Source organism: Cupriavidus sp. UYPR2.512 (assembly GCF_000379565.1).
GTDB lineage: Bacteria > Pseudomonadota > Gammaproteobacteria > Burkholderiales > Burkholderiaceae > Cupriavidus.
On record NZ_KB902854.1, the window covers coordinates 54,284 to 80,383 of the forward strand.

Here is a 26,100-nt window from a genome sequence, read left to right on the forward strand (position 1 = left end):
TAAACCGATATGGTTTGCGGGCTGACGGAACAGAACACGTAAGCCTACACGAATTGTGTGGTGCCTCTGACCTTTCAAATTCTTCTGTCAGGCAGTTGAGAGTTCGACGCCTTTCCTGCTTTGTGGCGATATGGGTCGGCCAACCGATCCAGACCGCTGAGCAAGGCCCATGCCTGCGGCGGCATCCCTGGGAAGTCGGACGTTTGCCGCAGCGCTGCAAGCGCTCCGGGGCCTGCGCGATGGACAAAATGTCCATGCTGAGCCAGGTCTCCGGGTCAATCTGTCCATGCAGTTGTCATTTAAGGCATCGCTTATAGGCACGCAAAGAATCGCTGAATTTACCTTAAGTGGCCAGGCAATTATCTTGTCCCCAACGATGCAGGAACCCTGAGCGCAGCGGTATCGGTGCACGCTCGAGCAAGCCTCATCGGCCTTTCGAACAGGGACAGGAGACCATGCATGTTCACGACGAGAATATTCCGGCGACAGTACCTGATGGCCTGCGTCGCGCCAGGCTGCCGGGCGACCTGACGCGGCCATGATCGTTGGTACGGCAGGACATATCGATCACGGCAAGACCAGCCTGGTCAGGGCGCTGTCGGGCATGGATGCCGACCGCCTGAAGGAAAAGAAGGCGCGCGGCTTCTCGATCGAGCTTGGCTATGCGTACGTGCCGCTTGAGAACGGCGACGCGGTCGGCCTGGTCGATGTCCCGGGCCACCAAAAGCTCATTCACACCATGGCCGCGGGCGCAAGCGGCATCGACTTCGCGCTGCTCGTGGTCGCCGCCGATGCCGGCGTGATGCCGCAAACGCGTGAGCACCTGGCCATTGTGCAACTGCTCGGCATCCGGCGCGGCGCGATTGCGCTGACCAAGGTCGATCGTGTGGATGACGCGCGGCTACAGCAGGTGCGCGAGGAGATCGCGGTGTTCCGGCTCGGCAGCATGCTGGAAGATGCCCCGGTTTTTGAAACCTGCGCAACGCGCGCCGACGATCCGGGTGTGAAAGCGTTGAAGCGGCACCTGCACGCGGCCGCGGCTGCGTCGCGCACCAGGCGCGACGACGGGCTGTTCCGCCTTGCGGTTGACCGGGTCTTCACGCTTGCCGGGCAAGAGACGATCGTGACGGGAACCGTGGTGTCGGGGCGCATCCATGTCGGCGACAGGGTGTTGCTCGCGCCAAAGAACGAGTCTGCGCGCGTGAGCAGCATCCATGCGCAGAATCGTCCTGCTGCTGCCGGGCGGGCGGGGCAGCGCTGCGCGCTGAACCTGGCCGGCATCGACAAGGGCGCGATCGACCGCGGTGACTGGGTGGTCGATGTGCGCCTGGCACAGGCGTCGGAGCGCATCGATGTGATGCTGACCCTGTTGCCGGACGCCCCCGCGCTGGAGCACTGGGCGCCCATGCATGTTCATCTGGGCACGCAGCACCAGGTGGCGCATGTCGCGCTGCTCGATGGCCCGACGCTTGCCCCCGGCCAGCGCGCGCGCGTGCAGCTTGTGTTCGAGCGGCCGGTGTGCGCGCTGCCTGGCGATCCCTTTGTCGTGCGGAATGCGCAGGCCAGCCGCACCATCGGCGGCGGCGATGTACTTGATCCGTTCGCGCCCGCGCGCAAGCGCCGCTCCCCGGCGCGGCTGGCGTGGCTCGACGCGATGCAGGCCATGCTTGACACCGGTTCGGTTGGCACATTGCTCGAGCAGGCGCCAAACGGGCTGTCGCGCGCGCTGCTGGAGCGGCTGAGCGGCATGCCGGCGGCGGCCATCGAACTGCCGCGGGACACGCGCGTGATCGAACTTCCGGGCGACGATGCCTTGCTGGTGTCCAGCGCGGCGTGGCAGGCGCTGGCGGGGCGATTGACCACTGCGCTGCGGCAATTTCACCAACGCTCGCCGGATGTACTCGGTCCGGAGGTGGCGCGTTTGCGCAGGATCGCCGCACCGCTCGCGCAAGACGCATTGTGGTGCGCGCTCATCGATGACGCCTGCGCGCGCGGTGACATCGTCAGGAACGGCCCCTGGCTGCACCTGCCCGAGCACACCGTGACGCTCGACGATGGGGAGCGCGCGCTTGCCGCGACACTGCAGCAGGCCATGAAGGCGGGGCGCTTCGATCCGCCATGGGTGCGCGAGCTGGCGAGCACGCATGGGGTGCCGGAGGACAGGGTGCGGCAACTGATGCGCAAGCTCGCGCGTCATGGCGAGACCTTTCAGGTCGTGCATGACCTCTTCTACGATCCGGAGGCTATTCGCGAGCTGGCCTTGCTCGCCGCTGTCGATGCCAGCAAGAACGCCGGCACGGTCGTCGCTGGGGCATTTCGCAATGCCACCGGCCTCGGACGAAAACGGGCGGTTCAGGTCTTGGAATTCTTTGACCGTGTTGGCTACACGCGCTTCGACCGTGGCCGGCATCTGGTGCGCACGGAAAGTCGTTGGCTGGAGTTGCTCTGACGGTTGCACGGTCCCCGCTGACAGAGGTCACTGCCACCTCTGTCAGCGGGCCGGGCCGCTCCCCCTTCCTGACCTCGCCCCCCCCTTCGCAAGAGGCAGGAACTGCTGAGGCTTCGTTCATTTGCCCCAACTCTCGTTGACGACGGATTTGGAAGACCCTGGCGGGGCCATTATTATGTGACCGAAGCACCGGGCAAATGACTGGCATGATGATATCGAAACCGTGTGGAAGGTAATACCCTGCTGATCAGCAGGGTGCTTTTGGAGTCGGGCGGCATGGTTATTCATCAGCCAGCTCGAAAACCTTGAATGGTGCTGGCGGTACCAGCGCCATACATATATTTGGCGTGTGATTTAATATTCACGTTGGCCGAGAGGGGTTCGGGTGAATCCGGGCGAAGGGCCCAATCAAAGCGCCAGTATCGGGGGGTTCTGGACTGCCATGAGTATCGAGATCAAAAAAGATATCACCGAGTTCGCGGACCATCTGCTGGACGCCGTGTTCCTGGTCGACACAGGCGGCCGCATCCAGTATGTCAGCGCGGCCTGCGAGGGCATTTTTGGCTATACGCCGAAGGATATGGCGGGCGAGTTCATCATCGATCTTGTCATGCCTGCCGACCAGGACCGGACCATTATCGAGGCCAAGCAGGTCATGTCGGGAAAGAAGCGGATCGGTTTTGAAAACCGCTATCGCCACAAGGACGGCAGCGCCGTCCATATCATGTGGTCCGCCGGATGGCTCCAGTCGGAACGGCTGCGCGTCGGGGTTGCCCGAGATGTCACTGCGCTGAAGAAAGAGAGCATTCTTGACCTTGGGCTGGCGCTTTCTTCCGTTCCGTTGGCGCCCCACGAGCAGAAAGTCTTGCGGCTGTTGTTGACCGACGCATCGGAAAAGCAGATTGCCCAGCGCCTCGGTTTGGCCGTTTCCACGACCCACTCCTATGTGACCGGCATATTCCGGAAGTTCGGCGTCAGGGGCCGGGCCGGATTGATGAGCCTGTGGCTGGAAAACCTGACCAGGGATTAGCGGTAGCGGAAAACCGAGGACTGGGCCACGGCGGGGGGCGATGTGGTTCGCTACTGCGTTACCCCTGTCATTCGTCGGCCCTCTATCAGCGCCTGACCAGCGAACACTGTGACTTCGATACCGGCATGAATGCCTGCTCGCCCGGCACTGTGGCCAGCACCTTGTAGTAGTCCCATGGGTACTTGGACTCGGCCGGTGTCTTGACCTCGAACAGATACATGTCGTGGACCATGCGGCCGTCTTCGCGGATGCGGCCGTTCCTCGCGAAGAAATCGTTGATGGGCATGGCCTTCATCTTTTTCATCACCGCCGCGGTCTCGTCGGTGCCCGCTGCCTGCACGGCCTTCAGGTAGTGCGTCACCGATGAATACGCACCTGCCTGGCTCATGTTAGGCATCTTCTTCAGCTTGTCGAAATAGCGGCGCGACCAGGCACGGGTGGCGTCGTTCATGTCCCAGTAGAAGGCCTCGGTCAGCACCAGCCCGGAGGCGGTCTTCAGGCCGATGGCGTGGATGTCGTTGATATAGAGCAGCAGGCCCGCCATGCGCTGCGTGTTGTTGCGGGTCAGGCCGAATTCAGAGGCGGCCTTGATCGCGTTGACGGTATCGCCGCCGGCATTGGCCAGGCCCACCACCTGTGCCTTGCTGGCCTGCGCCTGCAGCAGGTAAGAGGCAAAGTCGCTGGTGGCCAGCGGATGGCGCGCGGCGCCAAGCACCTTGCCGCCGGTCTCGTTGATGACGGCGGTGGCCGAGTCCTGCAGCGTGTGGCCGAAGGCGTAATCCGCCGTCAGGAAGAACCAGGACTTGCCGCCGCGCTGTACCATCGCGCGCGCGGTGGTGTTGGCCAGCGCGTAGGTGTCGTAGGCGTAGTGCACTGACACCGGCGTGCACAGGTCGTTGGTGATGCGCTCGGTGCCCGGGCCGGAGAACACCACGATGCGGTTCTTCTGTCTTGCAACCTCAAGCACCGCCAGCGCTGGCGCCGACGCGGCCACGTCGAGGATGGCGTCGACATTGGCGGTGTCGAACCATTCGCGCGCCTTGTTGGCGGCGATGTCGGCCTTGTTCTGGTGATCGACCACCACCAGCTCGATCTTCTTGCCCAGCACCTTGCCGCCGAAATCGTCGATGGCCATCTGTGCGGCAGTGGCGCTGCCGCGGCCGGTGACATCGGCATACAGGCCGCTCATGTCGAGCAGCATGCCGATCTTGACGACATCGTCAGAGACAGCGGCCTTGGGCTGTGCCTGGGCGGTGCCGCAGGCAAGCGCCGCGGTGAAGGCGAAGGCGCTGGCGGCAATGCGGCGGATCGAGTGGCGATGGTTCATGGTGTCTCCCTGAATTATTGTTGTTGGCTCATACCGTGGCGATCGGCGTCACCGGCGACCCCACTGCGCCGGGCAGGCGCAGCGGCGGGGCGGTGAGCTGGAAGCGGGTACGGCCGTTGGCGCGCAACCAGTCCGCCAGTTCGCGCAGGTACCATAGCTCGCCCAGCGGCAGGCCGAGCTTGAACAGGCAGTGGTGGTGCAGCGGCAGCAGCGGGTGGCGCTTGTCGCCGTCGGGCGCGGGGCGCGCGGGGTAGCGTTCCACCGCGTAGTTGTCGGCGATCAGCGCGGCGATGCCGGCATCGGTGATCCAGTTCAGCAGGCGGTCGTCGCGGCCGTCGAGCGCGCAGCAGCTGTGGTGCAGCACGGCTTCATCGGGGTCGCGCTGCATCGACAGCACCACCTCGGCAAAGCCAGTGCGCAGCAGCAGCATGTCGCCGCGTTCGACTTCCACCTTGCCGGCGTCCAGCGCGTGCATCAGGTCGTCGTAGCCGACATTGCGGAAATCCATGCCGAAGGTGTGTGCCAGGTCCACCAGCACGCCCCGGCCCTGCATGCCCTTGACCGCGAAGTTCTCGATGCCCAGCGCCTGCGCGGCACTGTGGTCGTGGCCGCAAGGGTGCGCGGCGAAGTTGTCGTCCTCGGCATAGTCCACCGGGCCGACGATATGCTCGTTGGCGCGGTAGCCGTTGTAGTAGACGCGCTCCAGGCGGCCGTCGCCGTCGGCATCGAACAGCGCACCCACGTGCGCCAGTGCATCCCATTGCGTGCTGTACTGCAGGCACAGCAGCACCTGGTCGTCGCTGATGACGTCGGTGGCGGCCGGGTCCATCCTGGCCAGCGGGAAGTTCACATAGGGGATGTCGTCGCGAAAGGTGGGCCGCAACACCGGCGGATGCCGGCGCGGGTTGAGCTTGTTGCCGCCGGGGTAGTCCAGCGGCAGCGACAGGCAGAAGCTGATGCCGGCCTGCACCTCGCGCGCGCCTTTGACGACCTGCTCCGGGCCGATCAGGTTGATGCGGCCGAGCTGGTCGTCGGGGCCGAAGTCACCCCAGTTGGAACCTTGCGGACGTTGCTTCCAGCGCATGAGTCATGCCTCCTGTCGTGTGCGTGGCCGGGGGGGGCGGCCGGGGTGGTATGGGTCCAAAGCAGGCGCGGCTGCGCGATGCGCGTGGCCTCGCGGGCGTCCTTATCCGGTTCACTTGGCATGCAACCGGTTGCACTCTTATAGGCGATGTCCCGGGGCGCGGTCATTTTGCGGTGCAGCAGAATATCGGCTTCCCGGCATGTCGCCGAGGGCGCCTAGCGCCTGTTTATCATGTGTCATCGTACAACATGGAGGCGGAGTATCGAATAAGCTGCGGCCGAAGGCTGGGAACTAGGGGAATTCCCGGGGCCTCCCCGGTCACGAACGCGATAGAATGTTGTCAGACAACGTAACACTATGGCTGCGCGAATGCGCCGGGCTGGAGATGACATGGCAGTGACCCCGACAGCGGCTGGGCAAGCGGTTCGCCCCCTGTACATCACGATGCACGCGAACGACAACGTTGCGATCGTGGCCAACGACGGCGGCCTGCCGGCGGGAACGGAATTCCCCTGCGGCCTGGTGCTGGCCGAGGGCGTGCCGCAGGGCCACAAGGTGGCCCTGGCCGACCTGCGCGAGGGCGACGCGGTGATCCGCTACAACGTGGTGATCGGCTACGCGCTGAAAGACCTGCCGCGCGGCAGCTGGGTCAATGAGCGCGTGATCCAAATGCCGGCCGCGCCGGAACTGCACGACTTGCCGGTCGGCACGCGCGTGGCGCCGCTGCCGCCACTGGAAGGCTATACCTTCGAGGGCTACCGCAATGCGGACGGCTCGGTCGGCACGCGCAATATCCTGGGCATTACCACCACGGTGCAGTGCGTGGAGGGCGTGGTGGAGTTTGCCGTGCGGCGCATCAAGGAAGAACTGCTGCCGAAATACCCCAATGTTGACGATGTGGTGGGCCTTGAGCACACCTACGGCTGCGGCGTGGCGATCGACGCGCCCGATGCCGGCATCCCGATCCGCACCATCCGCAACATCGCGCTGAACCCGAATTTCGGCGGCGAGGTGATGATCGTCAGCCTGGGTTGCGAGAAGCTGCAGCCCGCGCGCCTGATCGGCGCCGGCACCATCCCGATCCAGAAGGAGGGCGAGCCCGACGTGGTCTGCCTGCAGGACGAGCAGCATGTGGGCTTTGCCTCGATGATCGATTCGATCATGGCTACCGCCGACAAGCACCTGGCCCGCCTGAACGCGCGCCGGCGCGAGACCTGTCCGGCGTCAGACCTGGTGGTCGGGGTGCAGTGCGGCGGCAGCGATGCCTTCTCCGGGGTCACGGCCAACCCCGCGGTGGGCTTTGCCACCGACCTGCTGGTGCGCGCCGGGGCCACGGTGATGTTCTCCGAAGTGACCGAGGTGCGCGATGGCATCGACCAGCTCACCGCGCGCGCCGCCACGCCCGAGGTGGCCGACGCGCTGGTGCGGCAGATGGCCTGGTACGACCGCTACCTGGAGCAGGGCAAGGTCGACCGCAGCGCCAACACCACGCCGGGCAACAAGAAGGGCGGCCTGTCGAACATCGTGGAAAAGGCAATGGGCTCGATCGTCAAGTCCGGCACCGGCCCGATCCACGGCGTCACCGGCCCCGGCGAGAAGGTCACGCAGAAGGGGCTGATCTATGCCGCCACGCCCGCGGGCGATTTTGTCTGCGGCACGCTGCAACTGGCCGCCGGCATGAACCTGCATGTGTTCACCACCGGGCGCGGCACGCCATACGGGCTGGCCGAGGTGCCGGTGATCAAGGTGTCCACCCGCAACGACCTGGCACGGCGCTGGCACGACCTGATGGATGTCAACGCCGGCCGCATCGCCACCGGCGAGGCCACCATCGAGGAAGTGGGCTGGGAGCTGTTCCACACGCTGCTCGCCGTGGCCAGCGGCAAGAAGTCATGGGCCGAGCACTGGAAGATCCGCAATGCGCTGGTGCTGTTCAATCCGGCGCCGGTGACCTGAAGTCCGGGGCTGAAAAGCTTAAGTGCGCCCGCGCAACGGCTTGAGCAGATGCGACAGGCCGTTGTGATCCAGTTCGTGCATCAGCGCCAGCAACGCGCCGATCTGCCCCGGCGGGAAGCCCTCGCGCGCGAACCAGTTCAGGTAGTTGCCCGGCAGGTCGGCGATCACCGTGCCTTTGTGTTTGCCAAAGGGCATGGTGACTGTGACCAGCCGCTTGAGGGCGTCGGCGTCGAAATCGGTCATGGGTGGTCGGAAAGTCGGAAGGCTCCACGCTATCACAGTCAGGAAGCGCTCGTGATGCCGGTTCGACCAAGCACCTGCGTGTGCCCGCCCGAAGCCGCGTTGGGCCCGAAGAGCCCATTGATCCATGCCTCCGTCGCCGGGCCGGTGGGCTTGTTCGGGATGCCGAGCGCGGAAAATGGTCCCTGCCGAAAATGCGCCGCCCGCCGTCAAGCGCGCTGGATCTTCGCTTCTTCCACCGCCGCGCGCACGCATTCGGCCAGCAGCTCCGACGCCCGGGTGCGCGTCGCGCGGGCCGTGCGCGCGATCACCAGCGGCTGGCGCACGGTGTCTTCCCGTATCGGCTTTGCCACGACGGCGGTGACCTGGGACGACGCCGGCGCCTGCGTGATCAGCAGCGCCGCGCCCAGTCCATTCGCCACCATGCCGCGCGCCAGTTCCAGGGAAGTCGCGCGGTAGCGCACCTCGGGCTGCAGCCCAAGTTGCCAGAACGGCGCCATCAGGAATTCACGGCTGTGCGGCAGGTCGATCAGGATCAACGGTTCCTGCGCCAGTTCGTGCAGCGACAGGCTGCCTTTGCGCCTGGCCAGCCGTGAGCCCGCAGGCAGCAGGCCGTAGGGCCGCAGCTCTGCCAGCAGTTCGCGCTCGATGTCATCGGGCATGCCTACGTCGTAGGTCAGCGCCAGCTCGATCTGCCCGCCGTGCAGCCAGTCTTCCAGCTGGGCGAGATCCCCTTCGACAAAGCGTACTGACAGTTTGGGATAGCGCTCGCGTGCAAGGCGCAGCACCACCGGCAGGTAGACCGGCGCCAGGGTGCGGAAGACGCCGATCTGCACCTCGCCCGCCGCGGCATCGCCGCTCTTGTCGACTTCAAATGCCGTTGCTGCCCCAAGAATGTGGCGCGCTTCCGCCAGCTTGCGCACGCCGAAGCGGGTCAGTGTCATCCTTGCGCCGACGTCGCGGGCAAACAGGGCTTCCTCGAACAGCGTCTCCAGTTCGCGGATGGCAACGGAGATTGAGGGCTGCGAGACATTCAGCAGCCGCGCCGCCGCCGTGGTGCTGCCGGTTTCCGCCGTCGCGGCGAAGTATCGCAACAGCCGCAAGGAGACACGCATCAGAAAATCCTATAGGTGCTAGTCGAATTCCATATTTTACTTGATAGCCTGCGCTGCGCAGAATCGGTGTCACTGAAACGCAAGCCCGCGGGTTTGCAAGCCCTGGAGGCCAAGACGTGACCCATTCCGACCTGCCGCTTGCCGGCATCCGCGTGATCGATTTCTCGCGCGTGCTGGCGGGCCCATACTGCACGGCGCTGCTCGGCGACCTCGGCGCCGAGGTGATCAAGATCGAACCGCCTGGCGGCGACGACTACCGCGCGGTCGGTCCCTTCGTCGATGGCAAGAGCGGCCTGTTCTCTGCCATGAACCGGAACAAGCAGAGCATCGTGATCGACCTGAAGACGGCAGCGGGCCTGGAGCTGGCGCGCTCGCTCTGCGCCCGGGCCGACGTGGTGGTCGAGAACTTCCGCCCGGGTGTCGCGGACAAGCTGGGCATCGGCTATGAGGCGCTGCGTGCGCTGAATCCGTCGGTGATCTACGCCAGCGTGTCGGGCTTCGGCCAGACCGGGCCGGATTCACACCGCCCGGCCTACGACATCATCCTGCAGGCAATGTGCGGGCTGATGGATGCCACCGGCGCCCCGGACGGCACCCCGACCATGCTGGGCGAGGCCGTCTCCGATGCGGTCAGCGGCCTCTTTGCCTCATGGGGCGTGCTGGCCGCGCTGCTGGCGCGCGAGAAGACCGGGCGGGGCACGCAGGTCGATGTCTCGATGTTCGACGCCACCCTGAGCCTGAGCGCCACCCTGGTTGCGCGCTATGCCGCGACCGGCCTGGCGCCGCGGCGGGTCGGCAACCGCCATCCCTCGTCCGCGCCGTTCGGCGTGTACCGCGCCGCGGATGGCTTCTATGTGGTGGCGGTGCTGAACAACAAGCTGTTTCAGGCGCTGGCCAATGCCATCAGCCGGCCGGAGATGGCGCAGGATCCGCGCTTTGCCGACGACGAGACGCGCTGCCGCTTCGAGGGCGATCTGCGCGCCGGTCTGGAGGCCTGGTCGGCCAGCCTTTCCGTGGCCGAGGTGAACCGCCTGCTGAGCGAGGCGGGCATTCCGGTCGCGCCGATCCGCAACGTCAAGGAAGCCCTGGAAAGCGACCATGCCGCCCACCGCGGCCTGCTTGCCGAAGTGCCCGATCCGGAGGGCGGCACCGTGCGGCTGCCCTCGCAGCCGGTGAAGTTCTCCGGCTACGGCGCCAACCGCGTGACGCCCGCGCCGTCGCTGGGGCAGCACACCGAAGCCATCCTGGCCGAGCTGGCCAACGCTGCTACGGCGCATCCGCAAGTGTTCAGCAAGGAGAAACAACATGCATAAACGACTGGGCGTCGAGCCGGGCGATCTTGAGATTGCCGACGCCATCGGCCGCTTCGCGCAAAGTGAACTGGCTCCCAAGGCGGCCGAGGTGGACCGGGCCGAAGCCTCCACCACGTGCTATGTGCCGCAACTTGCCGAACTCGGCCTGTTGGGGATGAACCTGCCAGAACGCTGGGGCGGGACCGGGACCTCGCCGGTGGCACTGATCCTGTCGCTGGCGGAGGTTGCCAGGGCCTGCGCCTCGACTTCGTCGATGATCGGCGCGCACTACCTGGCTACCGATTCCATCCTGATCGGCGGCGACGACAGCCTGCGCGAGCGCTACCTGCCGGACGCGGCTGCCGGCATCAAGCTGGGCGCCTTTGCGCTGACCGAGCCGCGCGCCGGCTCCAATCCGGCCGACATGGCCACGCGCGCCACCCCGGAGGGCGACGGCTACCGCCTGCGCGGGGTCAAGCATTTCATCTCCAACGCGGACGCTGCGGACTTTATCGTCGTCTACGCCAGGACCGATCCCGCCGCGGGCACGCGCGGCATCAGCGCCTTCGTGGTGGACCGGCACAGCGAGGGCGTGGAGATCGCGCCCGCCGAGAAACTGATGGGGATTCGCGGGGCGCCGGCCCATGAGGTGGCGCTGGACTGCCTGGTGCCCGCAGCCAATCGGCTGGGGCCGGAAGGCACGGGCTTCCGTACCGCGATGAAGGTGCTGGACAACAGCCGCCTGGACGTGGCCGCCACCAGCCTGGGCATTGCCGAGGCAGCGCTGGCCTGCGCGGCGGACTGGGCCCGGCAGCGCCAGGTCGGCGGCGAGCCGCTGGCGCGCAAGCAAGGCCTGCAATGGATGTTCGCCGACATGCGCACGCGGCTGGAGGCGGCCTGGCTGCTGACCCTGCAGGCCGCGGTGCGGCGCCGGGACGGCGAGCCCTTCACCGAGCAGGCATCGATGGCCAAGCTCTATGCTTCAGAGATGGTCGGGTTTGTCACCGACGCCGCGCTGCAGATCCACGGCGGCTACGGCTTCACGCGCGAAATGCCGCTGGAGCGGCTGGTGCGCGATGCGCGGATCCTGCGCATCTATGAAGGCTCGTCGGAAATCCAGCGGACGGTGATCGCGCGCGCGGTGCTGGCGTAAGCGCCGCTGCAGATCCGACGGCGGGGATCAAGGCGTGGCAGGCGTGTCAGGGCTGTCAGGCGTAGTGGCGGCGGGCGCGGCAGGGGTGTCAGGCGTGGCCGCGGGCGTGGCAGGCTTGGCTTTCCGCGGCCGGGCGCCCGCACTGCGGCGGGCCTTCAGCTGCTGGGCCCGCTTGGCATCCGCCAGGCTGACGACGCCGGCTTCATTGCCGTCCAGGTCCAGCCGCTTGGCGCCTTCCACCATGCACGACCAATAGCGTGCGCCGCTGCACCAGGTGCGGATCGCTTCACGCAGCTCCGCCTCGGTCAGGGCAAGCCTGGCCGCATGCTGGGCCAGATCCTCGAACGTGCCGACCTTCAGCGGCACCTTGGGCGCCGGGTTCTTCGGAAACGCCTTGGGGAAGTGCTTCTGCAGCCGGGCAATGGAATGCACCACCGGATCGACGGGCGGCTTGGCGGGCGCGGCAGCCTGCGCGGCAGCCGGCGCGGGGCGCCGGCGCTTGCCTTCCGTACGTGATTCGGCCTTCGCCTTGTTTGCCAGTTGATCCCTTAGTGCTGCGAGTTGTTCAAAGCCCATGATATTTGCCGTTCTGTGAACCAGAATTGTAGCAAGGCTGGGCCATCGACAGGTTTGGCGGCATTCGAAGTTGGGCGAACCGAACGCCAGATGAAGTCGCCGCAAGCTACCGGCGGCTGCGGCAGCCAGGCAGTATCGGTCCAAATCCCCTCGGAGCTGGTCCGGTACCGAGAATCTCACGGCATCTACGCATAGTTGCGAACTGCGCATAGTGGCCGGCTACGGCGATGCCCAGTTGACCGTTCGGCACGCGGGCCGCCGCTGGAGGCGTTCTCAAAAATGCTGGTCCCAACCGCGCTGTGGCCGGGACCACGTGTTTCCCATTACGCCTTGGCGAAGGTGTCAGCGGACATCACCTCAATTCCGACGAAGGGTTGGTCGCCTTCAACCCAGGCTTCGTGTCCTGGCGGGATAGTGTATGAATCGCCCGCGTTTATCGTCTGTTCGGTACCGTCCTTCATACGAACAGTGAGACGTCCGGATACTGCATAGCCCACATGGGAGGCCTGGCAATGGTCGGTGTGGACGACAGGTTTGATGCACTCCGACCACCGCCATCCGGGTTCGAAATTGAATCGTCCGATCGTGAAACCTTCGAGTTGGACGACTTCGATCCGGGTTTTCGCAGGGGCGCGAATCTCATCGGGTGACGCGTGGGATTTCACTTCAAACTTTGTTACCGCGACTGGGGCTCCCATGTCTTTTCCTCCCTTATACGTTCAGTGGCCACCGACCGAAATAACGCCGGCAAGGGCATGCGCGATCATTCACCGATCCCCCCGGTAAGGTCGCCGAACCAGGAGAGAAGCGGCATCCTAATACTAGGGCGCAGATTGGAGGTGCTGAGTCGCTATTGCCGAGACATGTGCTATAGCGCACGGAGGAATGCTGATGTCCGCCATCGAGCCACCTGCGTGCTATCGGAGATGCGCGTCGGCCTGCCCTGGGCTATGTGTTCGCACGTGTACTGTGGCCAACATGCAGGTAGTTGCCTTGGGCTTCCGGCTATGGCACGGCACGACGGATCTAGGCCGCCGGCGGTACCTGTTCAGCAAAGGACTCCGAGGTCCAGGCGTCCCGTACCTCGGCAGCCAGTTCATCGGCGCGCCCCTGATAGCGTGGCGAAAAATGGAACGGCGTCACCGCGCGTGCACCGATGCTGCGTGCAATCCGCCCGGCCTGGGCAGCGGTCAGGTGGTTCTTGCGCAGGCCGTGTGCCCGGTCGACATCCAGAAACACGCTCTCGATGAAGAGCTGGTCGACGCCTTGCATCAGTTGCGATAGCGCTTGCACGTTCGCGCTCGTATAGCGCAGGTCGGTCACGTAGCCGATGCGCCGGCCGGGCTCGGCATCCAGGATCAGCCGGCTCAGCTCGCCGACCGTTCGCGCCGACGCATGGTCGCCGCGCCTGTCCCGCCACTGCACAAGGATCGGCGCATCGCCGGCCGCGCCGGTCAGGACGGCATGCTTGAGTTCTCGCAGCCAGGCGCCGGTGGTCAGGCCGGATGCGGCCAGGCGCTCCTTGTTGATGCCGAGGCGGGCCTTTTCCTCCACCAGGTAGGCCAGGCATGGAATCCCGTGGTCGACAAAGCAGGCGCGCACCCGGAACGTCGCTTCGTCGTGCACGATATCGCCGGTCCTCTCGACGCGCGCTTCGGCCTCCCTGGCAAAGGCGTGCCGGCTGGAAAAACAGGCGCGCCGCATCTGCCCGTCCAGTCCAAGTTCGGCCACTTCGATGACCAGTTCGGTGGCGTAGCGATGCACCACGTTCCAGGTATAGGCAAGCAGCTTGTGCTCGACCTGTGCCAGGAATCCCGGCCCGCCGACCAGCACGATGCGCGGCTTGCGCCCGAGCAGCACCCGCAGCAGCTTGTCGAAGCCAGAGAAATGATCCATGTGCGCATGCGTGACAAACACATGCGACAGGCGCATCAGCTCGCGCGGCATCAGCCGGGCGATGTCGCCCAGGTCGAACAGCAGCGCGCGCCGTTCGTCCAGGAAGTCTACGAACAGCCCCGGGTCGCCAAAGGCATCGTTGACGAGGCGGGCTTCCAGCAAGGGACGCATGATCCATCGCGGTGCGACCGGCACCAAGGTCAGGCAAGGGCGCATGCTGGTCCGGGCTGCCAGTCACCGCCCGGTCAGCTGGCGAAGCAGCTTCTGCACGATCCGCTCATGCTCTTCCAGCGCCGCGTCAAGCGTCTGCGCGCCATGACTTTCATTGTCCTGCTCAGCCAGCCCCGTCACGCGCGTGATGAACAAGGGGGTGTCCGTCGGTGCGGCCTCCGACACGCCCCGGAAGCGGGTCGTCACCATGCCGCCGGACTGCTCCAGCAGGGTGCGGCGGAATACCAGGTCGTTGTCCGCCATCCAGCGCGACCATTCGTCGTGGTCGGTGACCTGCACTGGCCGGTTCTTCTCATCAAGGATATAGAAGCGGCGCCATTCCTGTGTGCCGTGACGAGGCTTCATTGAAGGCCACCTCCGTGCGGTTGTGGGCCGGGTTGCCACCCGGGCGCGGCGGGCACCATGGCCGGGGTGCCGGAAACTGGCCGTCCCTGGCCGCAAAGTGCTTTGCAAGGGACTGCCACGCAATGCGCGATGCAAGGCACGACCTCAATGTTGCCCTATAGCCAGTCTATTTAACGCCCGCCACAAACCGCAGTAGATTTAAAGGGACAGGGGCGCACAAGTTTGCCACCGGGGTGCCCGCGACGTGGCTGTCGCCAGGGAGTGGATGCTCCGGTTATATCAGGATGGAACCGCCTTCAGGACGGCGGGGCTTGTCTCTTGGCACGCTTCAACGCTGCGGGGCGCGCATGCTGCCGCGCGGCAGGCAGCCGAGCAGCCTGTCGAAGGCCGGCGCGATGTCCTCTTCCGGCACGCAGGCGTACCCCAGCAGCAGGCCTTTCTGCACGGCATCGCCGATGTAATAGCGCGACAGCGGCCGCACCACGATGCCGCGCTCGCGGGCGGCAGCGGTGATGGCCACGTCGTCGGCATCGTCGGGCAGGCGCAGCACCAGGTGCAGGCCGGCGTTGCTGCCGTGCTCGTGCAGCGCGCCGGGGCCAAGATAGCGCTCGATCAACGCGGCCAGGATGGCGCGCCGCCTGGCATACAGCGGCCGCATGCGGCGGATGTGGGCGGCATAGTCGCCGGCCTGCATGAACTCGGCGACGGTTGCCTGCGTCATCAGATGGCCTGCCCGGTATAGCTCGGCGTGCGCGGTCTGGAAGGCGCCGGCCAGGCTGCGCGGCAACACCAGGTAGCCCATGCGCAAGCCCGGATAGAGTGTCTTGCTGAAGGTGCCGATATAGATCACCGGCGCATCCGGTTCCATGCCCTGCAACGACGGAATCGGCTGCCCGGAAAAGCGGAATTCGCTGTCGTAGTCGTCCTCGACGATCCAGCTGCCGCGCTGGCGGGCGTACTCCAGCAGCGCGCGCCGGCGCTTCAGGCTCATCACGGCGCCAAGCGGGTACTGGTGCGAGGGCGTGACGAAGATAAAGCGCGGCGCGGGCATCTCCCTGCCGGCTTCTGTGTCGGGCAGCGTCAGGCCCTCGTCGTCCACCAGCTTCGGCACCATGCCGATGTCGCTGACCTGCAGCACGCCGCGGATGCCCCAATAGCTGGGCTCTTCCACCCACGCCTGGTCGCCGGGCGAGCCCAGCATCCTCACCACCAGGTCGATGGCCTGGTGAATGCCCTCGGTGATCAGCACCTGGTCCGGATCGCAGCGCACCGAGCGCGCCACCCGCAGATGCGCCGCCAGGGCTTCGCGCAGCGCCGGCAGCCCGCCGCCATGGCTGTAGCTCAGCCACTCCGGGTGCGGTTGGCGCCACAGGCGCGCCGAGATCTGGGCATAGCGGCGATGCGGGAAGCGCGTGACGTCGGGCACGCCCGGCATGAATGCGCCCCACTGCGTGGGCGAGGCCGAGGCATTGGCCAGCAACCGCTGTCCGCGCGGCGACAGGCCGGGCATGGCCCGCGGCCCGACCTCAGTTGCCGGGACCGCGGCGGCGTTCAGGTAGCGCTCCGGCGCGGTGGCGGCAACGAAGGTGCCGCTGCCGGTGCGCGCGTACAGGTACCCCTCGGCCAGCAGCTGGTCGTAGGCAAACATCACCGTATTGCGCGACAACCCCAGTTCGGTGGCCAGGTCGCGTTGCGGCGGCAGGCGGGTGGCCGGCGCAAGGCTGCCGTCCTGTATCGCGCCGCGGATGCATTCATAGAGGCCGCGGTTGAGCGGTTTGCCCAGGGCCGCCGTGCCTTCGGGACCCAGGCGCTGGAGCAGCTGGTCGCCGCAGATCGATTTCAAATTGGCACCATCGGAATTGCGAAAGCGGTACTGGATTATAGGGCCAAGGCCGGTTGAAATATCTCGCATCGCCGGGCTCCTGCCAGCGGTGTCCGATTCGCGAGTCGGCCGGTGCCGACAGTCCTTACCGCACAATGACCATGAAAAACCTCGAACTGAACCAACGCCGTACCCTCGCGACGCCGCGCGGCGTGGGCGTGATGTGCGATTTCTACGCCGACCGCGCCGAGAACGCCACGCTGTGGGACGTGGAAGGCCGTGCCTACACGGACTTCGCCGCCGGTATCGCCGTGCTTAATACGGGCCACCGCCACCCGCGCGTGATGCAGGCCATCGCCGCGCAGCTGGAGCGCTTCACGCATACCGCCTACCAGATCGTGCCCTACCAGGGCTATGTCGCGCTGGCCGAGCGCATCAACGCGCTGGTGCCGATCCAGGGCCTGAACAAGACGGCCCTGTTCACCACCGGCGCTGAGGCCGTGGAGAATGCCATCAAGATCGCCCGTGCGCATACCGGCCGCCCCGGCGTGATCGCCTTCTCGGGCGCCTTCCATGGCCGCACGCTGCTGGGCATGGCGCTGACCGGCAAGGTGGCGCCGTACAAGATCGGGTTTGGCCCGTTCCCCTCCGACATCTACCACGCCCCGTTCCCCAGCGCGCTGCATGGCGTCAGCACTGAGCGGGCGCTGCAGGCGCTTGAAGGCCTGTTCAAGACCGATATCGATCCGGGCCGCGTGGCCGCGATCATCGTTGAGCCGGTGCAAGGCGAAGGCGGCTTCCAGGCGGCGCCGGCCGATTTCATGCGGGGCCTGCGGGCGGTGTGCGACCAGCACGGCATCGTGCTGGTCGCCGATGAAGTGCAGACCGGGTTTGGCCGTACCGGCAAGATGTTCGCGATGTCGCACTATGACGTGGAGGCGGACCTGATCACGATGGCCAAGAGCCTCGCCGGCGGCATGCCGCTGTCGGCGGTCAGCGGCCGGGCCGCGATCATGGATGCACCGCTGCCCGGCGGCCTCGGTGGCACCTATGCCGGCAATCCGCTGGCGGTGGCGGCAGCGCACGCGGTCATCGATGTCATTGAAGAAGAAGGGCTGTGCGAGCGCTCCGCCAGCCTTGGCCACCAGTTGCGCGAGCACCTGCTCGCGCAGCGCAAGCACTGTCCCGCAGTGGCCGAGGTGCGCGGGCTGGGTTCGATGGTCGCCGCCGAATTCTGCGATCCCGCCACGGGCCAGCCCAGCGCCGAGCATGCCAGGCGCGTACAGGCCCGTGCGCTGGAGGCCGGCCTGGTGCTGCTGACCTGCGGCACCTACGGCAATGTCATCCGTTTCCTCTATCCGCTCACCATCCCGCAGGCGCAGTTCGACGCGGCGCTGGCGGTGCTGGCACAGTCGCTGGCCGAATAAGGGGAACACATGGAACTCCAACACACTGCGCTGCTGCGCAGCCATTGCCTGATCGATGGTGAATGGACCGGTGCGCAAAGCGGCGCAGAGCTCGCGGTCTGCAACCCGGCAACCGGCGCACGGATCGGCTCGGTGCCCCTGGCCGGCGCGGCTGAAGCCGAACAGGCGGTGCGCGCCGCCGAGCGCGCGCTGCCGGCGTGGCGCGCGCAGACGGGCAAGGCGCGTGCCGCCGTGCTGCGCCGCTGGGCCGACCTGATGCTGGCGCACCAGGAGGACCTGGCCCGGCTGATGACCGCCGAGCAAGGCAAGCCGCTGGCCGAGGCGCGTGGCGAGGTGGCCTACGCCGCGAGCTTCCTCGAATGGTTTGGCGAGGAAGCCAAGCGGGTCGATGGCGAGGTACTGGCCAGCCCGCGCAGCAGCCAGAAGATGCTGGTGCTGCGCGAGCCGGTGGGCGTGTGCGCGGCCATTACGCCGTGGAACTTCCCCGCGGCGATGATCACGCGCAAGGTAGGCCCGGCGCTCGCCGCCGGCTGCACCATCATCGTCAAGCCCGCTGAACAGACCCCGCTCACGGCCCTGGCGCTGGCCGTGCTGGGCGAACAGGCTGGCGTGCCGCGTGGCGTGCTGCAGGTGGTGACCGGCGACGCCGTGCAGATCGGCGGCGTACTGTGCGCCAGCCCGGTGGTGCGCAAGCTCAGTTTTACCGGCTCGACTGCGATCGGCAAGCTGCTGATGGCGCAGTGCGCCGGCACCGTGAAGAAGCTCTCGCTGGAACTGGGCGGCAACGCGCCGCTGATCATCTTCGACGACGCCGACCTGGATCGCGCGGTCGAGGGCATCCTTGCCTCCAAGTTCCGCAACAGCGGCCAGACCTGTGTCTGCGCCAACCGCATCTATGTGCACGGCCGCGTCTACGACGAGGTCGCGCGCCGGCTGGTCAGCGCGGTCGAACAGTTGCGCCCGGGCCATGGCGTCGACAGCGGGGTCACGCAAGGCCCGCTCATCGACGCCGATGCCGTGGCCAAGGTCGAAGCGCATATCGCCGACGCGCTCGCGCATGGCGCCACGGTGCTGACGGGCGGCCAGCGCCATGCGCTCGGCGGCACCTTCTTCGCGCCGACCGTGCTGGCCAATGCGACTTCGTCGATGCGGGTCGCGCGCGAGGAGACCTTCGGCCCGCTGGCACCGCTGTTCCGCTTCACCAGCGAAGAGGAGGTGGTGGCGATGGCCAACGATACCGAATCCGGGCTGGCCGCTTACTTCTTCTCGCGCGACATGGCAAAGATCTGGCGCGTGGCGCAGGGGCTCGAATACGGCATGGTCGGCATCAATACCGGGCTGATCTCCAACGAGGTGGCGCCGTTCGGCGGCGTCAAGCAATCGGGGCTGGGCCGCGAAGGCTCACGTCATGGCATCGACGAGTATCTGGAGACGAAATACCTCTGCATGGAAGTCGAATAACAACAATGGGGTGAAGCACACCCCACCACCAGGGCGGGGCACGGCGCACCCACGCAGTGCGCTGGCCCCACGGAGACAAGACAGTCCGGAAAATGCCGGTGCCAGGTGGACGACGCCGGTGCAAGACCTGCGCAAACTTCCAGGAAAGGGAAGGGGGCGGACAGGGCGCGCGCCGGGATCGGCCCAATGCAAATGGCACGCATATTGCGGACTGGGAAGTGCCATCCGTTCCTGTCAGCGGATGCCATTTCTTCTATCGATGAGGGTACAAAAATGCGTTTCACTGCTATCCCCAGCCTGCTTGCGGCCGCCATGCTGGCGGCCTCTTCCCTGGCGCTTGCGCAAGGCGCCCGCGACTGGCCCAGCCAACCGGTGCGCATTGTCGTGCCGTTCCAGGCCGGCTCGGCCACCGACCTGATCTCGCGGCAGATCGGCATCGGACTTGGCAAGGAATACGGCCAGACCTTCGTGGTTGAAAACCGGCCGGGCGCCGCCGCGATGATCGGCAGCGAGGTGGCCGCGCGCGCGCCGGCCGATGGCTATACGCTGCTGATGTCCGGGCCGGCATCGATGGTGACCAACCGGTTCCTGTACAAGAAGCTCAGCTATGACCCGGATGCGTTCGAGAAGGTGGCAGTGGTCGCGGTCACGCCGAATATCCTGTTGTCCAACCCCTCGCTGCCATTCAAGACGCTGCCCGAGATGGTCGCGTATGCCAGGGCCAATCCGGGCAAGCTGACCTATGCCTCGTTCGGCGCCGGCACCACCTCGCATATCGCCGGCGAGATGCTGAAGGCCGCGGCCGGCATCGATATTGTCCATGTGCCGTACAAGGGCGCCGGCGAAGCGATTCCGGCGCTGCTGTCTGGCCAGGTGTCGATGTATTTCGACACCATCATGACCGGCCTGCCGTATGTGAAGGCAGGCAAGCTGCGCGCGCTCGGCATGTCCACCGGCAAGCGGTCGCCCAACGCGCCGGAGATTCCGACGATTGCCGAGCAGGGTTATGCCGGCTTCGATATCGCGCCCTGGTACGGCATTGTCGCGCCCAAGGGCACGCCGGCCGACGTGGTCAGCAAGCTCAATGTTTCGATCAACAAGCTGCTCAAGGCCCCGGAGTTCCGCGAGCGCCTGGCTGCCACCGGCGCCGAGCCGCGCGGCGGCAGCGCCGGCGATTTCAGCGCGATGGTCAGCGCGGAGATTCCGCGCACCGAAAAGCTCGTCAGGCAGTCCGGCGTGACTCTGCAATAAGCCGCGTGCCGCAACCCTGGGGCGCCGCCCGCGCGCCCTTTCATCTGTTCTGAATGGAGTTCCCGATGTTGCCTTTCGACTGGACCTTTCCCTACCCGTCGCAAAAGATGCCGCTGCTGGCCGCCAACGCGGTCAGCACCAGCCAGCCGCTCGCCGCGCAGGCGGGGCTGCGCATGCTGTACGAAGGCGGCAATGCCATCGACAGCGCCATTGCCAGCGCGATTGCGCTGACCGTGGTGGAGCCGGTCATGAACGGCATTGGCGGGGACATGTTCGCGCTGGTCTGGCACGAGGGGCAGCTGTACGGGCTCAACTCCAGCGGCCGGGCGCCGGCGCGCTGGACACCGGATCATTTCGCCGGGCACGACAGCATGCCCCAGGTGGGCTGGGATACGGTCACCGTGCCGGGCCAGGTCGCGGGCTGGAAGGCGCTGTCGGCCCGCTTCGGCAAGCTGCCGTTCGCGCGGCTGTTCGCACCGGCCATCGAGTACGCTGAACAGGGTTTCCTGGTGTCGCCGCAGATCGCACGGCAATGGGCCGCGCAGGTGCCGGTGCTGGCCGGGCAGCCCGGCTTTGCCAAGGCGTTCCTGCGCGACGGCAGGGCGCCGCAGGCGGGTGAGCGCTGGCGCTTCCCGGAACAGGCTGCCACGCTGCAGCGCATTGCCGAGAGCGATGGCGCAAGCTTCTACACGGGTGAACTCGCCGCGCGCATCGTCGCGTTCGCCGAGGAGACCGGAGGCGCCATCCGCGCCGACGACCTGGCCGCGCATCGCGCTGCCTGGGTCCAGCCGATGACGCAGCAGTTCCGCGGCTATACGCTTCATGAAATTCCCCCGAACGGCCAGGGTATTGCCGCGCTGATCGGCCTTGGCATCCTGGACCGCTTCGACGTGGAAAGCATGGGCTGCGACAGCGCCGGCTTCTACCACGTCAGCATCGAGGCGATGAAGCTGGCCTTTGCCGACCTGCACCGGCACGTGTCGGACCCGGCCACCATGCAGCACGCGCCCGCCGCGTTCCTGGATCCGGCCTATCTTGCCGAGCGCGCGGCGCTGATCGATATGAAACGCGCCGGCACACCCACCGCAGGCATCCCCCAAGACCGGCGGCACCGTCTACCTGTCCAGCGCGGATGCAGCGGGGTCGATGGTGTCGTATATCCAGTCCAACTACCGCGGCTTTGGCTCCGGCGTGGTGGTGCCCGGCACCGGCATCGCGCTGCACAACCGCGGCGCGGGCTTCAACCTGAAGCCCGGCCATGCCAACTGCGTGGCGCCAGGCAAGCAGCCGATGCACACCATCATCCCGGGCTTCGTCACCCGCAATGGCGAGCCGGTGATGTCATTCGGCGTGATGGGCGGGTCGATGCAGGCGCAGGGCCATGTGCAGATGATGGCGCGGCTTGCCGCCTTCGGCCAGAATCCGCAGGCCATGAGCGATGCCCCGCGCTTCCGCGTGGAGCACGGGCCGGTGGTGAATGTCGAGGCGCATCTGCCGCCGGACGTGGTCTCCACGCTGCGCGGCATGGGCCATCGCGTTGAAGTGGCGCCGTGCGACAGCCTGGAGTTCGGGTCGGCGCAACTCATCTACAAGGCGCCGTTCGGCTATATCGCGGCCTCGGACTCGCGGCGCGACGGGCAGGCAGTCGGGTTCTAGTGTCCTGTTCCGTAGATAGCCAGCCAAGGTATCTGCGGAACAGGACACCCGGTGCGGGCAGGGCGTTGCGGGGCGATCCGCCCGCGGTCACAGCGGCGCAGGCTGGGGCTGGGTGGCTGGCGTGGCCGCAGCGGGCTTCTTGTTGTCAGTGCCACCATATGAGAAGTACCTCGCCTTCGCGCCCTTGGCCCAGTACGCCACGGTGAAGTGCTTGCTGTCGCGCCCATAGAGCAACTCCAGGCTGCCATTGGCGGCGGCCCACTCCGCGTAGCCATTCTCCGCCGCGCCTTCGGTCTTGCGCAGGGACGCATAGCGCTCGTCGAGCTTCTTGCGCACCTCATCCAGCGCCGGGCGCTCGAACGTCATCGTGATCAGCGCCACGGTGTCCTGCGCATCGCAGTTCAGGATCACGCGCGTCAGGCCCGGGAGGTGGAAGCGCTCCAGATGCCTGAGCTCAACGGCGTCGCCACCGGCCCACTCGGACTTGCCGGTCCTGGCGTGATTCTGCGGCGGCGCCAGGCGAGAGCACCTGGCCTTGCCCAGCTCCAGTCCCAGCGGCGCCGCGGTGTTGCTCGCTGCGTCAGGCTGGGCGGGGGATGCGGCATGGATCGAAACGGATGCCAGCAGGGTGGCGCAGAGCAGGGCGACCTGCTTCAGGTTCAGGCGGGAATGTGCTTTCACGGTCTTGAGGGAAGTTGTCAGCCGGGGATTCTACGGCTTTCTTGCTTCCTGCCATGCATCTCCACGCCTGCCCGTGGTCCTTGCGCGCCCGGTCTGCCCTGACCGACCTGATGGGGCACCAGGTCGATTTCATGATCTCCGATATATCGCCGGCCATGACGCTGATCCAGGGCGGCAAGGACCCGAGCGATGAAACCTGCCCCGTTGCGCGCACCCTGGAGCTGGTCGGCGAGCGCTGGTCGCTGATGATCGTGCGCGATGCCTTTGATGGCATGCGCCGCTTCAGCGACTTCCAGCGCAGCCTGGCGGTTGCGCGCAACATCCTGTCCGACGCCTGCGCCGGCTGGTGGAGGCCGGCATCCTGGCGACGCAGCCGGCTTCAGATGGCAGTGCGTATCACGAGTATGCGGCGGACCCCGGGCGCGGGCCGGTGCCGCATACGGGGATCAGTGTCCGGGCGAGGACGGGGCGGTGCCGCCCACCGTCACGGTGGCGCGCGCTTCGCTGGCAAGGGCAATGGCAAACAGCACGGCGGCCACCAGCATGGGCGCGGCCAGTGCCGCCGAGTAGGCCGTGCGCGACCAGCCCGCGGTGATCAGCACGCCGGCAAGGTAGGGCCCGAGCGTGCCGCCCAGGCGTCCGAAGCCCAGCGCCAGGCCGGTGCCGGTGGCGCGCACTTGTGGCGGGAACACGCGCGGGGCCAGTGCATACAGGCAGACCACGGCACCGTTCATGAAGAAGCCGATCAGCGCGGCCATGGCGATCAGGTTGGCGGTGGTGGCGGGAATGACCGTGAACACCACCACGCTGGCAAAGCACAGGCCAAGGTAGGCGGTCGCCATGCGGCGCAGGCCGTATCGTGCCGTGGCCCAGCCGAGGGCGATGCCGCCCACTACGCCGGACAGGTTCATCACCACCGAGCCCGAGATACCGCTTTCTACGGTCAGGCCCATGTCGACCAGCATCTTCGGCGTCCAGCTGAGGAGGAAGTAGAACGTCAGCATGACCAGCAGGAACGCTGCCGAGGCCAGCACCGTGCTGCGGCGCTGTGCCCCTGCAAATAATGCGGCGAAGCTCGGGCGTGACTTGCCGGCGCGCTGCGCGGGCAGCGCGGCGAGCGGCGCCTGGCCCAGGCGGGACAGGATGCGGTTGACCGCGTCGAGCGCGCCGCTGGGGCGCCTGGCCACCAGAAAATCCAGCGATTCCGGCAGCAATGCCATGGCGACCGGGAACATCAGGATCGACAGCACGCCGCCAGTCAGGAACACCGAGCGCCAGCCGTGATGTGTGACCAGGTAGACCGAAGCCAGCCCGCCGATGGTCGCGCCGACCGAGTAGCCCACGGTCATCATGCTGATGTTGAGGTCGCGGCGGCGCGATGACGAGTATTCCGCCACCAGCGTATTGATGCTCGGCAGCACGCCGCCGATGCCCAGCCCGGTGACAAAGCGCAGCAGGCCCAACTGCGTCACGTCCGCCGCAAAGGCCGAGGCAATCATGCCCGCGCTGAGCAGCACCAGGCAGGCCAGCACGGTGGGCCGGCGCCCGGCGCGGTCCGCGATGGGTGCAATCGTCAGCGACCCGATGGCCATGCCGGCCAGGCTGGCGCTGAACAGCACGCCCAGCTCGGTCGGCTTCAGGCCCCAATCCCTGGCGATGGATGGCGCCGTCAGCGCCAGTGCCAGCACGTCGAAGCCGTCCAGCATGTTGATCGCAACGCAGATGGCGACGGCCGCAATCTGGAACCACGACATGTCGCGGTCATGGATCAGTGCGTCAAGGCTGCTCGCACTGGCAGCGGTTTCCTGATGCATGTTGTCTCCCGTTATTGTTGTGTGCGCCGTCAGGGCGAGGCGCGGGTCTGGTGGAGGGCGCATGCCCTCCCTTGGTCGAGGTTCTATGTCTGCGCGGCGTAGAGCCAGTTCACTGGCGAATAGTCGTCAGCCTGGCGGTCTGCCAGCAGCGCATTGCGTACGCCGGCGCCAACCGGTTCCATATGGATGATGTCGCCGAAGATCCGGGCGGTATGCTGGACCCGGGCAGTGCGCGGCCGCCTGACGCCGGCATAGGCCGCAAGCGCCGCGGCCGGGTCGTCGGGGTTTGCGGCGAAGGCATTGGCCAGCGTGCAAGCGTCCTCGAGGGCCTGTGCGGCGCCTTGTGCCAGGTACTGCAGCATCGGGTGAGCGGCGTCGCCCAGCAGGGCGATGCGCCCGCGCGTCCATTGCGAGATCGGCTCGCGGTCGAACAGCGGCCAGCGCCGGTTGGTGGCGATCATGGTCAGCGCATCCCTGACCTCCGGGCAGGCTGGGGCAAAGCGTTCGGCCATCTCTTCCCGGGTGCCCCAGTCGTCGTGGCCAGGCGCATAGCGGTCGCTGCGGAAGACCGCGACCTGGTTGTAGAGCTCGCCGCGCCGCACGGGGTACTGCACCAGGTGCATATCGGGTCCGGTCCACATCATCACGTTGTCGCTGCCCGCGTGGGCGGACATGCGTTCCATGGGGATCGTGCCGCGGTAGGCCACGTAGTGCGAGCACACCGGCTCGCGCGCGCCGGCCAGCGCGCTGCGCACGGCTGAGCGCAAGCCGTCCGCACCGATCAGCACATCACAACGGTAGACCGAGCCGTCGGCGCAGCGCGCGTCGGCGGTGTCGCCGTGATCGGTCACCGTGGTCACATGGCGGTTCGTCTCCAGGGTGATCCGGGGGTGCTCAAGGCAGGCCCCGAGCAGGGCCTCGAGCAGGTCGCTGCGATGCATGACCACGTAGGGGTAGCCATAGCAAGCCTGGAACTTGTCGCCCAGGTCCATCGCCGTCACGTTCTGCCCGGAGAGGGCGTCCATCCAGACCAGGCGCTGCGGGAAGACGGCGGTTTTCCAGACCTTGGCGAGCACGCCGAGATGGTCCAGCGCCCGCGACGCGTTGGGCGCAAGTTGCAGCCCGGCGCCGACTTCGCTGAACGCTTGCGCGCGCTCGATGACATGGACTTGCTGGCCTTGCTGCGCCAGGGCGAGTGCCGCGGCCAGGCCGCCGATTCCGCCACCCACGACCAGGGTGGCGACTGAATTGATTTGGCTCATATGGGGTTCCGATTTGCAGCTTGGGCGTCTGG

Annotated in this window: 20 protein-coding genes and 2 pseudogenes; 10 read left to right on the forward strand and 12 right to left on the reverse strand. The window is 66.7% G+C overall.

Translation table 11 applies throughout. The features are described from left to right. Positions 1-538: 538 nt before the first annotated feature. Together selB and A3A5_RS0104985 are read left to right on the forward strand one after the other, a co-directional pair. Positions 539-2,449: a selenocysteine-specific translation elongation factor gene (gene selB, locus A3A5_RS0104980; RefSeq protein ID WP_018309519.1), complete on the forward strand. Its 1,911-nt coding sequence runs from the start codon at positions 539-541 to the stop codon at positions 2,447-2,449. 442 nt (positions 2,450-2,891) lie between these two features. Beyond that, positions 2,892-3,479 (forward strand): helix-turn-helix transcriptional regulator, encoded by a 588-nt coding sequence (locus A3A5_RS0104985; protein ID WP_081623804.1) that lies wholly within the window; start codon positions 2,892-2,894, stop codon positions 3,477-3,479. Positions 3,480-3,564: 85 nt separating this feature from the next. Here the strand turns inward: A3A5_RS0104985 and A3A5_RS0104990 are convergent, their stop codons facing one another. Together A3A5_RS0104990 and A3A5_RS0104995 are read right to left on the reverse strand one after the other, a co-directional pair. Continuing rightward, positions 3,565-4,806, reverse strand: coding sequence for an ABC transporter substrate-binding protein (locus A3A5_RS0104990; RefSeq protein ID WP_018309520.1), 1,242 nt, complete (start codon positions 4,804-4,806; stop codon positions 3,565-3,567). A 28-nt stretch (positions 4,807-4,834) separates the two neighbouring features. After that, on the reverse strand, positions 4,835-5,890 hold the full coding sequence (locus A3A5_RS0104995) for a cyclase family protein (protein WP_018309521.1): 1,056 nt from the start codon (positions 5,888-5,890) through the stop codon (positions 4,835-4,837). A 390-nt stretch (positions 5,891-6,280) separates the two neighbouring features. Here A3A5_RS0104995 and garD point away from each other — a divergent pair, with 390 nt between their 5' ends. After that, positions 6,281-7,846, forward strand: a complete 1,566-nt coding sequence (gene garD / locus A3A5_RS0105000) for a galactarate dehydratase (RefSeq protein ID WP_018309522.1) — start codon at positions 6,281-6,283, stop codon at positions 7,844-7,846. A gap of 18 nt (positions 7,847-7,864) precedes the next feature. Here garD and A3A5_RS0105005 read toward each other — a convergent pair whose 3' ends face one another. Together A3A5_RS0105005 and A3A5_RS0105010 are read right to left on the reverse strand one after the other, a co-directional pair. Continuing rightward, positions 7,865-8,089 (reverse strand): DUF3820 family protein, encoded by a 225-nt coding sequence (locus A3A5_RS0105005; RefSeq protein ID WP_013952607.1) that lies wholly within the window; start codon positions 8,087-8,089, stop codon positions 7,865-7,867. Between the two features lie 206 nt (positions 8,090-8,295). Then, complete coding sequence (locus A3A5_RS0105010; protein ID WP_018309523.1) at positions 8,296-9,201, reverse strand: LysR family transcriptional regulator; 906 nt, start codon at positions 9,199-9,201, stop codon at positions 8,296-8,298. 116 nt (positions 9,202-9,317) lie between these two features. Here A3A5_RS0105010 and A3A5_RS0105015 point away from each other — a divergent pair, with 116 nt between their 5' ends. Both A3A5_RS0105015 and A3A5_RS0105020 read left to right on the forward strand, forming a co-directional pair. After that, on the forward strand, positions 9,318-10,514 hold the full coding sequence (locus tag A3A5_RS0105015) for a CaiB/BaiF CoA-transferase family protein (RefSeq protein WP_018309524.1): 1,197 nt from the start codon (positions 9,318-9,320) through the stop codon (positions 10,512-10,514). Further along, the gene (locus A3A5_RS0105020) at positions 10,507-11,646 is read left to right on the forward strand and encodes an acyl-CoA dehydrogenase family protein (protein ID WP_018309525.1); all 1,140 of its coding nucleotides are present in this window, start codon (positions 10,507-10,509) and stop codon (positions 11,644-11,646) included. The genes A3A5_RS0105015 and A3A5_RS0105020 overlap by 8 nt, the downstream gene beginning before the upstream one ends. Before the next feature lie 27 nt (positions 11,647-11,673). Here A3A5_RS0105020 and A3A5_RS0105025 read toward each other — a convergent pair whose 3' ends face one another. From A3A5_RS0105025 to A3A5_RS0105045, 5 genes are all read right to left on the reverse strand, one after another. After that, the gene (locus A3A5_RS0105025; protein ID WP_018309526.1) at positions 11,674-12,222 is read right to left on the reverse strand and encodes a ProQ/FinO family protein; all 549 of its coding nucleotides are present in this window, start codon (positions 12,220-12,222) and stop codon (positions 11,674-11,676) included. 323 nt (positions 12,223-12,545) lie between these two features. After that, on the reverse strand, positions 12,546-12,920 hold the full coding sequence (locus A3A5_RS0105030; RefSeq protein ID WP_018309527.1) for a cupin domain-containing protein: 375 nt from the start codon (positions 12,918-12,920) through the stop codon (positions 12,546-12,548). A 328-nt stretch (positions 12,921-13,248) separates the two neighbouring features. After that, complete coding sequence (locus A3A5_RS0105035) at positions 13,249-14,289, reverse strand: MBL fold metallo-hydrolase (RefSeq protein ID WP_035811832.1); 1,041 nt, start codon at positions 14,287-14,289, stop codon at positions 13,249-13,251. Between the two features lie 63 nt (positions 14,290-14,352). Continuing rightward, entirely contained in the window at positions 14,353-14,694 is a 342-nt protein-coding gene (locus A3A5_RS0105040) for a hypothetical protein (protein ID WP_018309529.1), read from the reverse strand. Positions 14,695-15,022: 328 nt separating this feature from the next. Continuing rightward, on the reverse strand, positions 15,023-16,537 hold the full coding sequence (locus A3A5_RS0105045) for a PLP-dependent aminotransferase family protein (protein WP_018309530.1): 1,515 nt from the start codon (positions 16,535-16,537) through the stop codon (positions 15,023-15,025). Between the two features lie 134 nt (positions 16,538-16,671). Between A3A5_RS0105045 and A3A5_RS0105050 the strand changes: the two genes are divergently transcribed. The 4 genes and pseudogenes from A3A5_RS0105050 to A3A5_RS37630 all read left to right on the forward strand — a co-directional run bounded on the left by A3A5_RS0105050 (position 16,672) and on the right by A3A5_RS37630 (position 22,311). Further along, positions 16,672-17,943 (forward strand): 4-aminobutyrate--2-oxoglutarate transaminase, encoded by a 1,272-nt coding sequence (locus tag A3A5_RS0105050; RefSeq protein ID WP_018309531.1) that lies wholly within the window; start codon positions 16,672-16,674, stop codon positions 17,941-17,943. 9 nt (positions 17,944-17,952) lie between these two features. After that, a complete protein-coding gene (locus A3A5_RS0105055; RefSeq protein ID WP_018309532.1) occupies positions 17,953-19,404 on the forward strand; it encodes an NAD-dependent succinate-semialdehyde dehydrogenase in 1,452 nt (483 codons plus the stop codon). A gap of 273 nt (positions 19,405-19,677) precedes the next feature. Further along, positions 19,678-20,655 carry a tripartite tricarboxylate transporter substrate binding protein gene (locus A3A5_RS0105060; RefSeq protein ID WP_018309533.1) on the forward strand — a complete coding sequence of 326 codons (978 nt, stop codon included), beginning with the start codon at positions 19,678-19,680 and terminating at the stop codon, positions 20,653-20,655. Between the two features lie 65 nt (positions 20,656-20,720). Continuing rightward, a pseudogene (locus tag A3A5_RS37630) lies at positions 20,721-22,311 on the forward strand (gamma-glutamyltransferase family protein). An 87-nt stretch (positions 22,312-22,398) separates the two neighbouring features. On the opposite strand, the gene A3A5_RS0105070 reads toward A3A5_RS37630, so the two are convergent. Then, the gene (locus tag A3A5_RS0105070) at positions 22,399-22,992 is read right to left on the reverse strand and encodes a hypothetical protein (RefSeq protein ID WP_018309534.1); all 594 of its coding nucleotides are present in this window, start codon (positions 22,990-22,992) and stop codon (positions 22,399-22,401) included. A 155-nt stretch (positions 22,993-23,147) separates the two neighbouring features. On the opposite strand from A3A5_RS0105070, the pseudogene A3A5_RS40735 reads away from it, so the two are divergent. Next, positions 23,148-23,428 (forward strand): annotated as a pseudogene (locus tag A3A5_RS40735) (winged helix-turn-helix transcriptional regulator); the annotation flags it as partial. Positions 23,429-23,438: 10 nt separating this feature from the next. Here the strand turns inward: A3A5_RS40735 and A3A5_RS0105080 are convergent. Then, complete coding sequence (locus A3A5_RS0105080) at positions 23,439-24,806, reverse strand: MFS transporter (RefSeq protein ID WP_018309535.1); 1,368 nt, start codon at positions 24,804-24,806, stop codon at positions 23,439-23,441. A gap of 83 nt (positions 24,807-24,889) precedes the next feature. After that, on the reverse strand, positions 24,890-26,068 hold the full coding sequence (locus A3A5_RS0105085; RefSeq protein WP_018309536.1) for an FAD-dependent monooxygenase: 1,179 nt from the start codon (positions 26,066-26,068) through the stop codon (positions 24,890-24,892). Positions 26,069-26,100 lie beyond the last annotated feature (32 nt).

What these genes read in the sequence shown, in the direction of transcription:
- A3A5_RS0105025 (WP_018309526.1), bottom strand. Translation starts at nt 12,222, where the DNA reads ATGGGCTTTGAACAACTCGCAGCACTAAGGGATCAACTGGCAAACAAG.
- A3A5_RS0105030 (WP_018309527.1), bottom strand. Translation starts at nt 12,920, where the DNA reads ATGGGAGCCCCAGTCGCGGTAACAAAGTTTGAAGTGAAATCCCACGCG.
- A3A5_RS0105060 (WP_018309533.1), top strand. Translation starts at nt 19,678, where the DNA reads ATGCGTTTCACTGCTATCCCCAGCCTGCTTGCGGCCGCCATGCTGGCG.
- A3A5_RS0104995 (WP_018309521.1), bottom strand. Translation starts at nt 5,890, where the DNA reads ATGCGCTGGAAGCAACGTCCGCAAGGTTCCAACTGGGGTGACTTCGGC.
- A3A5_RS0104985 (WP_081623804.1), top strand. Translation starts at nt 2,892, where the DNA reads ATGAGTATCGAGATCAAAAAAGATATCACCGAGTTCGCGGACCATCTG.
- A3A5_RS0105035 (WP_035811832.1), bottom strand. Translation starts at nt 14,289, where the DNA reads ATGCGTCCCTTGCTGGAAGCCCGCCTCGTCAACGATGCCTTTGGCGAC.
- A3A5_RS0105040 (WP_018309529.1), bottom strand. Translation starts at nt 14,694, where the DNA reads ATGAAGCCTCGTCACGGCACACAGGAATGGCGCCGCTTCTATATCCTT.
- A3A5_RS0104990 (WP_018309520.1), bottom strand. Translation starts at nt 4,806, where the DNA reads ATGAACCATCGCCACTCGATCCGCCGCATTGCCGCCAGCGCCTTCGCC.
- A3A5_RS0105020 (WP_018309525.1), top strand. Translation starts at nt 10,507, where the DNA reads ATGCATAAACGACTGGGCGTCGAGCCGGGCGATCTTGAGATTGCCGAC.
- A3A5_RS0105085 (WP_018309536.1), bottom strand. Translation starts at nt 26,068, where the DNA reads ATGAGCCAAATCAATTCAGTCGCCACCCTGGTCGTGGGTGGCGGAATC.
- A3A5_RS0105055 (WP_018309532.1), top strand. Translation starts at nt 17,953, where the DNA reads ATGGAACTCCAACACACTGCGCTGCTGCGCAGCCATTGCCTGATCGAT.
- A3A5_RS0105010 (WP_018309523.1), bottom strand. Translation starts at nt 9,201, where the DNA reads ATGCGTGTCTCCTTGCGGCTGTTGCGATACTTCGCCGCGACGGCGGAA.
- A3A5_RS0105050 (WP_018309531.1), top strand. Translation starts at nt 16,672, where the DNA reads ATGACCATGAAAAACCTCGAACTGAACCAACGCCGTACCCTCGCGACG.
- garD (WP_018309522.1), top strand. Translation starts at nt 6,281, where the DNA reads ATGGCAGTGACCCCGACAGCGGCTGGGCAAGCGGTTCGCCCCCTGTAC.
- A3A5_RS0105005 (WP_013952607.1), bottom strand. Translation starts at nt 8,089, where the DNA reads ATGACCGATTTCGACGCCGACGCCCTCAAGCGGCTGGTCACAGTCACC.
- A3A5_RS0105080 (WP_018309535.1), bottom strand. Translation starts at nt 24,806, where the DNA reads ATGCATCAGGAAACCGCTGCCAGTGCGAGCAGCCTTGACGCACTGATC.
- selB (WP_018309519.1), top strand. Translation starts at nt 539, where the DNA reads ATGATCGTTGGTACGGCAGGACATATCGATCACGGCAAGACCAGCCTG.